The organism is Microcystis sp. M53598_WE2 (assembly GCF_030067735.1).
Classification (GTDB): Bacteria; Cyanobacteriota; Cyanobacteriia; order Cyanobacteriales; family Microcystaceae; genus Microcystis; species Microcystis aeruginosa.
Map to the genome: position 1 here is coordinate 1 of NZ_JASJFE010000731.1, position 6,763 is coordinate 6,763.

At 44.1% G+C, this 6,763-nt stretch carries 8 protein-coding genes and 1 pseudogene; 6 read left to right on the forward strand and 3 right to left on the reverse strand.

Annotated features, from left to right (window positions below):
- Positions 1–86: pseudogene (locus PX636_RS14890) on the reverse strand (urease subunit beta); the annotation flags it as partial.
- Positions 87–105: 19 nt separating this feature from the next.
- A complete protein-coding gene (gene ureA / locus PX636_RS14895) occupies positions 106–408 on the reverse strand; it encodes an urease subunit gamma (RefSeq protein ID WP_002738360.1) in 303 nt (100 codons plus the stop codon).
- A 428-nt stretch (positions 409–836) separates the two neighbouring features.
- On the opposite strand from ureA, the gene PX636_RS14900 reads away from it, so the two are divergent.
- A complete protein-coding gene (locus PX636_RS14900) occupies positions 837–1,088 on the forward strand; it encodes a hypothetical protein (RefSeq protein WP_012267875.1) in 252 nt (83 codons plus the stop codon).
- Between the two features lie 79 nt (positions 1,089–1,167).
- Here PX636_RS14900 and PX636_RS14905 read toward each other — a convergent pair whose 3' ends face one another.
- On the reverse strand, positions 1,168–2,709 hold the full coding sequence (locus PX636_RS14905) for an NAD(P)H-quinone oxidoreductase subunit N (RefSeq protein ID WP_061432396.1): 1,542 nt from the start codon (positions 2,707–2,709) through the stop codon (positions 1,168–1,170).
- Between the two features lie 507 nt (positions 2,710–3,216).
- Between PX636_RS14905 and pipX the strand changes: the two genes are divergently transcribed.
- From pipX to PX636_RS14930, 5 genes are all read left to right on the forward strand, one after another.
- On the forward strand, positions 3,217–3,489 hold the full coding sequence (pipX, locus tag PX636_RS14910; protein ID WP_002796317.1) for a transcriptional coactivator PipX: 273 nt from the start codon (positions 3,217–3,219) through the stop codon (positions 3,487–3,489).
- A gap of 3 nt (positions 3,490–3,492) precedes the next feature.
- Positions 3,493–4,152, forward strand: a complete 660-nt coding sequence (locus tag PX636_RS14915) for a YggS family pyridoxal phosphate-dependent enzyme (RefSeq protein WP_288117691.1) — start codon at positions 3,493–3,495, stop codon at positions 4,150–4,152.
- A 320-nt stretch (positions 4,153–4,472) separates the two neighbouring features.
- Positions 4,473–5,045, forward strand: a complete 573-nt coding sequence (locus PX636_RS14920) for a cell division protein SepF (protein WP_002796314.1) — start codon at positions 4,473–4,475, stop codon at positions 5,043–5,045.
- 124 nt (positions 5,046–5,169) lie between these two features.
- Positions 5,170–5,982 (forward strand): pyrroline-5-carboxylate reductase, encoded by an 813-nt coding sequence (gene proC / locus PX636_RS14925; protein ID WP_149988233.1) that lies wholly within the window; start codon positions 5,170–5,172, stop codon positions 5,980–5,982.
- Positions 5,983–6,164: 182 nt separating this feature from the next.
- Positions 6,165–6,763 (forward strand): glycosyltransferase family 39 protein (locus PX636_RS14930; protein ID WP_288117692.1); only part of this gene is annotated, 599 nt, incomplete at its 3' end.

Below are 6,763 nucleotides of genomic sequence, written 5' to 3' on the forward strand. Positions count from 1 at the left end.
GTATTAGCCACAGAAATACGCAGGGTGTCGCGACCGACATTAATCTCGATCGCCCCAGATGGTGTGATAATTTCTCCCGGAATCATAACTGCTAAAAATCTCCTGTTAATGAATGGGATTGTGAACGGTAACTAATTTAGTGCCATCGGGAAAAGTCGCCTCGATCTGCACTTCCGTAATCATTTCCGGGATACCTTCCATTACCTCCTCGCGAGTTAATAAAGTAGTGCCGTAACTCATCAATTCAGCCACGCTACGACCTTCCCTCGCACCCTCGAGGATGGCGGCGCTAATATAGGCGATCGCTTCGGGATAATTTAACTTGATACCGCGATTTTTGCGTCTTTCGGCGAGCAGTGCCGCCGTGAAAATGAGTAATTTATCTTTTTCTTGGGGCGAAAGTTGCATAGATAGGCCTTTTTTCACACAGATGCTAGGGTTATTGTAGTTCTTGGCCGGATAGTTGTAGCGATCGAGTTGTGAAAATTTATAACCAACTACTTAGGGCTTGCTGAATAAATGTGAAATGTAGGCAAAGTAAGGGTTTTGGGGCTTTTCTCGCGAAACAGGTGCAAGATTTTGAGAGAATCGTCGTTCAAAACCTCGCGTCTTCATCGGCCCGCGTCCTGTAGGGGCGAAGCATTCGGGCAATAACCTATCGGTGAAACCGTAGATTTTCTATCCGAATGCTTCGCCCGTACTTTTTCAGCAAGCCCTATTCATTGATTTTTTTGATCCAATGGCAACTTTTACATCAATAGGGTCAAATTCAATGAGTATAATGATTTTGTGCTACAATAGAGGTCTATTAAAAGTAAAAAGAACAATCAATTACCATGAATAGCAAGACAGAAATCACTATTCAAGTTCCTTTAGAAATTGCTAGATATTACGCTAAAATTAAACCCAATGACCGAGCAAACATAGAAAACAAATTAACTGAAACTATTCAATTAGAATTAGAAAAATATCGTCAAAAAGCAGCGGCAAGATTATCACCAATTATGGATCAAGCTAGTGATGAAGCAGAAGCTAAAGGATTAACTACAGATATTTTAGCGTCTATTTTAGAACAAATTGAGAGTTAATCACATTATTAAAAACGGATTAGGTGTAAATCGGCGTTGTTATTCTGATCTGACAACGCCGATAAATCAACGGGGATTCTCAATTTGCTCGGGAAATGTGCGTCGCCAGGGCCGCCGATTGTAGGATGGGGGTAGTGGTGACGGAATCCGTCGCTAGGGTAAAGAGAGGATTGGAAAGGATACCAGCTAGGGAAGTGGCCACTAGGGAGAGGACAATGCCCACCTGTAGGGGACGCATCCCAGTAAGAGTCCAATTGATAACGGGGTAATTTTTCACCGCATCGGACATCTCTTGGGGTTCCTTGACCACCATCATTTTGACCACGCGGATATAGTAGTAAATCGAGGCCACACTGGTGACTAAACCAACGAGGACGAGGGCATAAAGTCCCGCTTGCCAACCGGCCCAGAATAGATAAATCTTACCAAAGAAGCCCGCTAGAGGCGGAATTCCCCCCAAAGAGAGGAGACAGATGCTTAAACAGAGGGTTAGGAGCGGATCTTTCTGGTAGAGTCCCGAATACTCAGCGATCTGATCGGTTCCAGTTCTCAGAGCAAAGAGAATCACACAGGCAAAAGCCCCTAGGTTCATGAACAGGTAAATTAACAGATAGAAAATCATGCTAGAGTAACCCGCGTCAGTACCGGCGGTTAAACCAATCATGACAAAACCCGCCTGACCGATCGAGGAATAGGCTAACATCCGTTTCATGCTAGTTTGGGCCAAGGCGACCACGTTGCCGAGGATCATACTCAAAATTGCTAGAGCGATAAAGATAAACCGCCATTGTTCGCTCACTAGACCGAAAACCGTCACTAAGAGGCGAATTGCTAGGGCAAAACCGGCCGCTTTGGAACCTACCGAGAGGAAAGCCACCACGGGAGTGGGTGAACCTTCGTACACATCAGGAGTCCACTGGTGAAAGGGAACCGCCGAAATTTTGAAGGCGATACCGGCAATCACAAAAACTAATGCGATCGCTAAGGCCAGGGACTGACCACCGTTAACATCGGTTAATTTTTGGGCAATGGCACTTAAACTGGTTTCACCTCCGGATAAACCGTAGAGAAGGGAAACACCATAGAGGAAAATCGCCGAACTAGAAGCTCCAATTAACAGGTATTTTAAGGCGGCCTCGTTCGATCGAGGATCCCGCTTCATGTAACCGGTCATTAGATAGGAGGAAATACTGAGCATTTCTAGGGAGATGAAGATCATCACCAATTCACTAGCGCCAGATAGGAACATTCCCCCGAGGGTTGCGGTGAGCATAATGGCTAAAAATTCCGCTAGGGAGGTTCCCGCTTGTTCCACATAACGGATAGACATCAGCACTGTGGAGGCGGTAGAAAGGGCAATAATCCCCCTAAAGACGATACTGAGATTATCGCCCTCAAAAGCCCCTAAAAAGGCCACTGGTTTCGGATTGTCCCAGGCAAAATAAAGAGCAACCACAGCAGCGAGCAGACCAGCGATCGCAACGTAGGGCAGCCAACTTCTGGCACTTCGTCCCACGATTAAATCGCCGATTAAAATCACCATCAGGGTAATAATCAGGATTCCTTCGGGCCAGATAACGCCGGCGTTTAGCTGACTGGCAACAAGACTAGAAAAATCCATATTGATTGAGGTTAAAGGAATTTGAAGTTAAAAAAGGCTTAATACAAGCTTAGGGCATTTCATCAGTGATTCAGTTATCAGTTATCAGTTATCGGTGATCAGATGTGAGTTTTCAGTTCACCGATAGCCGCTATCGGGTTAAAATTTCTAAAATCCCAGATAAATTTGAGATAATCTTAGCTTTTATGGGTATTGTAGTTGTCTCTTGTCTTTTTTATCCTTCTGTCTCGGAGTCTACTCAGCTAAGGGAAAATCTTTGATTTTTGCAGCAGAGCTAATTTCTGATGGTGACAACTTGTCACCGAGATGTATCCAAGTTAACAGGGAAAAAGTGAAAACTCAGGAAATCATGACATAGACTGGCATCGTTAGTTGTCATTGAAGGATTCTGGTAAAATCAGGCTAGGGAAACCCCCGAAAAATCAGTTGTTTGTGAGCCATCCGCTTGATTTTGTTGTTGAAAAACTTTCTAGTTCGCTCAATCCTTTTCCTTTAGCGATCGCTTGAATGAGTAACGAAACCTATCTCAATCATCCCACTTTCGGTCTATTATACAGAGTGTGTCTATTAGAAGAACATCAGGAATTATTCACCACTCTTTATGCCCAACGTCTTTTTTTTCTGGTGACGGTGGGACCCAAAAAAGTCTCGTTCGATCCGATTAGTCGTTCCGATGCTCGTCTTTTGGTGGAAAACCGGCTGCGGAATTTGCGACGGCGCAGTAATATGCAAGAATTTAACAGTCTCAACCAAACTTATCAACAAACCTTTTCAGTCTAGTTCATGACGATCGCTAGTCGTATCGAGTCAATCCGTCTTACCCTACCCCCCTCCACGCGCCTGATTGCCGTCAGTAAACAGGTATCGAGCGATTATATCCGTCAAGCTTACCGAGCAGGAGTGAGAGATTTTGCCGAAAGTAAGCTACAGGAAGCAATCTCGAAGCAGCAAGAACTAAAAGACCTGCCAGATATTTCTTGGCACTTTATCGGGCATCTACAGGCAAATAAAGCCCGCAAAGTCCTAGAATCTTTTGATTTAATCCATTCCCTCGATAGTTTAAAATTAGCCCAAAGACTCGATCGCCTAGCGGCGGAATTAGAGATTAATCCCCAAGTTTTGCTACAGGTGAAAGTTATCCCCGATCCCGACAAGTTCGGTTGGGACACGGACGAATTACTAGCAGATATTCCCGATTTAGTCAACTGTCAACAGCTAAAAATTCAAGGTTTGATGACAATTCTGCCCCAGGGATTATCCGCCGGGGAAAAGTTAGCCGCCTTTGAAAAAACCAGCGATTTAGCCCAAATAATCGAGAATAGCTCTAGTTTATGCCTGCCTCATCTATCCATGGGGATGTCTAACGATTATCCTCTGGCTATCAAGGCCGGAGCCACTTTGATCCGGGTGGGAACCAGCATCTTTGGCGATCGTATTTACTGAACCATCTCCGTAAATTTACAGAAAAAACTCCTAGTAATTTTAATAATCGGTGACAATATATCTTAAGATTACAGCGTCTGGTCTAGAAACCGGTGGTTAGAAATGAGGAATTGACTTTTTCCCAATCCCTGAAAACTATCCCCTGATAACTGATAACTGAAAAGAGGGAACTAACCGCTGCCTCCAGACGACTAGAATGACGAACCCTGAACAAAATAGTTCTCCTGTACCAAGTGAGAACAAAAGTTGTTAAAGGCCACTAAAATAACCCCGACTCTAGCCAAGACCACCTAAAAAATCTTTTGAAGGACACTTAGACTGTGAACAACATTTTTACCAAACTCAAAGATTTTGTCGGCATCTCCGAACAACCAGAAGACGAAGACGAAACCGACTACGAAGAAATGAACTGGGAAAAGTCTTCCCCCCAAGATAGGGATCAAAACGAAGAAGAAGATCCCCTCAATCGTCGTCAACGCGAACCTTTAAATCTCAGTACAGCCACATCTATGGGACTCAACAGAAGCAACGTGATCGGTATGCCAGGTATTAACAACAATAATGCAGAAGTAGTCGTGATCGAGCCCCATTCCTTCGAGGAAATGCCCCAAGTTATCCAAACCCTGAGAGAACGCAAATCGGTGGTTTTAAATCTCAACGTCATGGATCCCGAAGAAGCACAAAGAGCCGTGGATTTTGTCGCCGGTGGCACTTACGCGATTGATGGTCATCAAGAACGCATCGGTGAGAGTATTTTCCTATTTACCCCCAGCTGCGTTAAAGTTAGCACCCTTTCCGGAACTATTCACGATATCACCGACAACCCGAAAATGGCTCGTCCCGTTTCCCCCGCACCTGCTTGGGGAGCCGAAAGCAGTCGATTAGCTCAATGAATCCTCCCATAGTCCTCTCGTTAAGTTTGTCGAAGCTAGAAATCGATCGATTATCGAGAGGATGCGTTTTTTCTTGGTAGGATACCTAAATCTCTCTTTTTTACTTTTTACTTTCAATAATACTGTGTCTATTCGTTTAGGAATTATTGGCGGTGGAGTGATGGCCGAGGCCATTCTCAGCCGTTTATTAAAAAAAAATATTTATAGTCCCGAAACGGTGTTAGTCAGTGAACCCCAATCCCAACGGCGCAACTTTTGGGTTAATACCTACGGAGTACAAGTCAGTGAGGATAACCGGGAAGCCGCTAGAGCAACTGAGGTGTTAATCTTAGCGATAAAACCGCAAATTTTAGAGCAAGTAGTGAATAGTTTGCTGGGAATACCCGAAAAACCCTTGATTATCTCGATTTTAGCAGGAGTTACCCTCAATCGCTTAGAAATGGGCTTTCCCGATCGCCCTGTGATCCGGACGATGCCCAATACCCCCGCCACGGTGGGACAAGGGGTTACAGCGATCGCACCCGGTCGTCATGCGGAACCGGAACATCTGGCCGTAGCCAGAGATATTTTTGCCGCGGTCGGTTCGGTGGTGGAAGTTCCCGAAGCTTTGATGGACGCGGTAACGGGATTATCGGGATCGGGCCCAGCATTTGTGGCCCTAATGGTGGAAGCTTTAAGTGATGGTGGTGTGGCGGCCGGATTACCGCGAGCGATCGCATCTCAATTGGCCCTAGAAACAGTTTTGGGGACGGCAACCCTATTAAAAGAATCGGCCATACATCCGGGTGAATTAAAGGATCGCGTCACTAGCCCCGGGGGAACGACGATTGCCGGGGTGAGACAATTAGAAAAAGGCTCTTTTCGATCGACTATTATCGAAGCAGTGGTGGCGGCCTATCATAGATCTAAAGATTTAGGGCGTAGTTCTGAAAAGTAATCTTTGTATCTTTTTTAACCCATAATTAGGTAGGCGTTAAAAATTATCAGACACCCCCTTATCAAGGGGGGACTAAGGGGGGATCGAACCTAAAATCCATTTTTAATTTAATTATAACCATCTACTTAACTGATGTCTCAATCTGTGATAAGATACGCAGCAATTCTTGTCCAGAAAAAGTTATGAATAAGAAATCTTATCGTTTTGATTTAATGGCATTAATTGCCATTGCTGTTTTTTTCCTAGGGATTGTTTTCTGGAAAGTCCCGCTTCATTATCCCTATATCCTTAATTTTGATGAAGCGGTGGCCCTGGTACTTGCCTACGTCACTAAACAAGGTTATCATCTCTACGAACAAGTTTGGCACGATCATTTATCGGGTTTATCTCTTTTACTAAATGGTTGGTTAAGCGTGACAGGATTTACTATCCATGCTGCGCGCATTATGGTGCTTTCTTTGTCCACAATTATGTTAGGAATTTTTTATCTAATCCTGAGAGTTAATTGCGGAATATTGGCGGCTTGTTTATCGGTATTTATTCTCTCAACCTGTCCATTGTATATTAACCTGTCAACGACAATGTTGCGGGAGTTACCCTCACTTTTTTTTACAATCTTAAGTATTTTTATTATCTTTAAAGCCCTTCAATTCACGGGTAAGCTTAAGTATGGGCTGTATTTACTCAGTGCCATTGCTTTCGTTTTTTCCCTGCAAATTAAACTTTCGGGCATTACTATTATCCCCACTGTAGCTTTAATTATTTTTCTCAATCAACAGAA

Excerpts from the sequence above, each read along its gene's own strand:
- PX636_RS14915 (WP_288117691.1), top strand. The coding sequence starts at position 3,493 with ATGACGATCGCTAGTCGTATCGAGTCAATCCGTCTTACCCTACCCCCC.
- PX636_RS14900 (WP_012267875.1), top strand. The coding sequence starts at position 837 with ATGAATAGCAAGACAGAAATCACTATTCAAGTTCCTTTAGAAATTGCT.
- ureA (WP_002738360.1), bottom strand. The coding sequence starts at position 408 with ATGCAACTTTCGCCCCAAGAAAAAGATAAATTACTCATTTTCACGGCG.
- pipX (WP_002796317.1), top strand. The coding sequence starts at position 3,217 with ATGAGTAACGAAACCTATCTCAATCATCCCACTTTCGGTCTATTATAC.
- PX636_RS14905 (WP_061432396.1), bottom strand. The coding sequence starts at position 2,709 with ATGGATTTTTCTAGTCTTGTTGCCAGTCAGCTAAACGCCGGCGTTATC.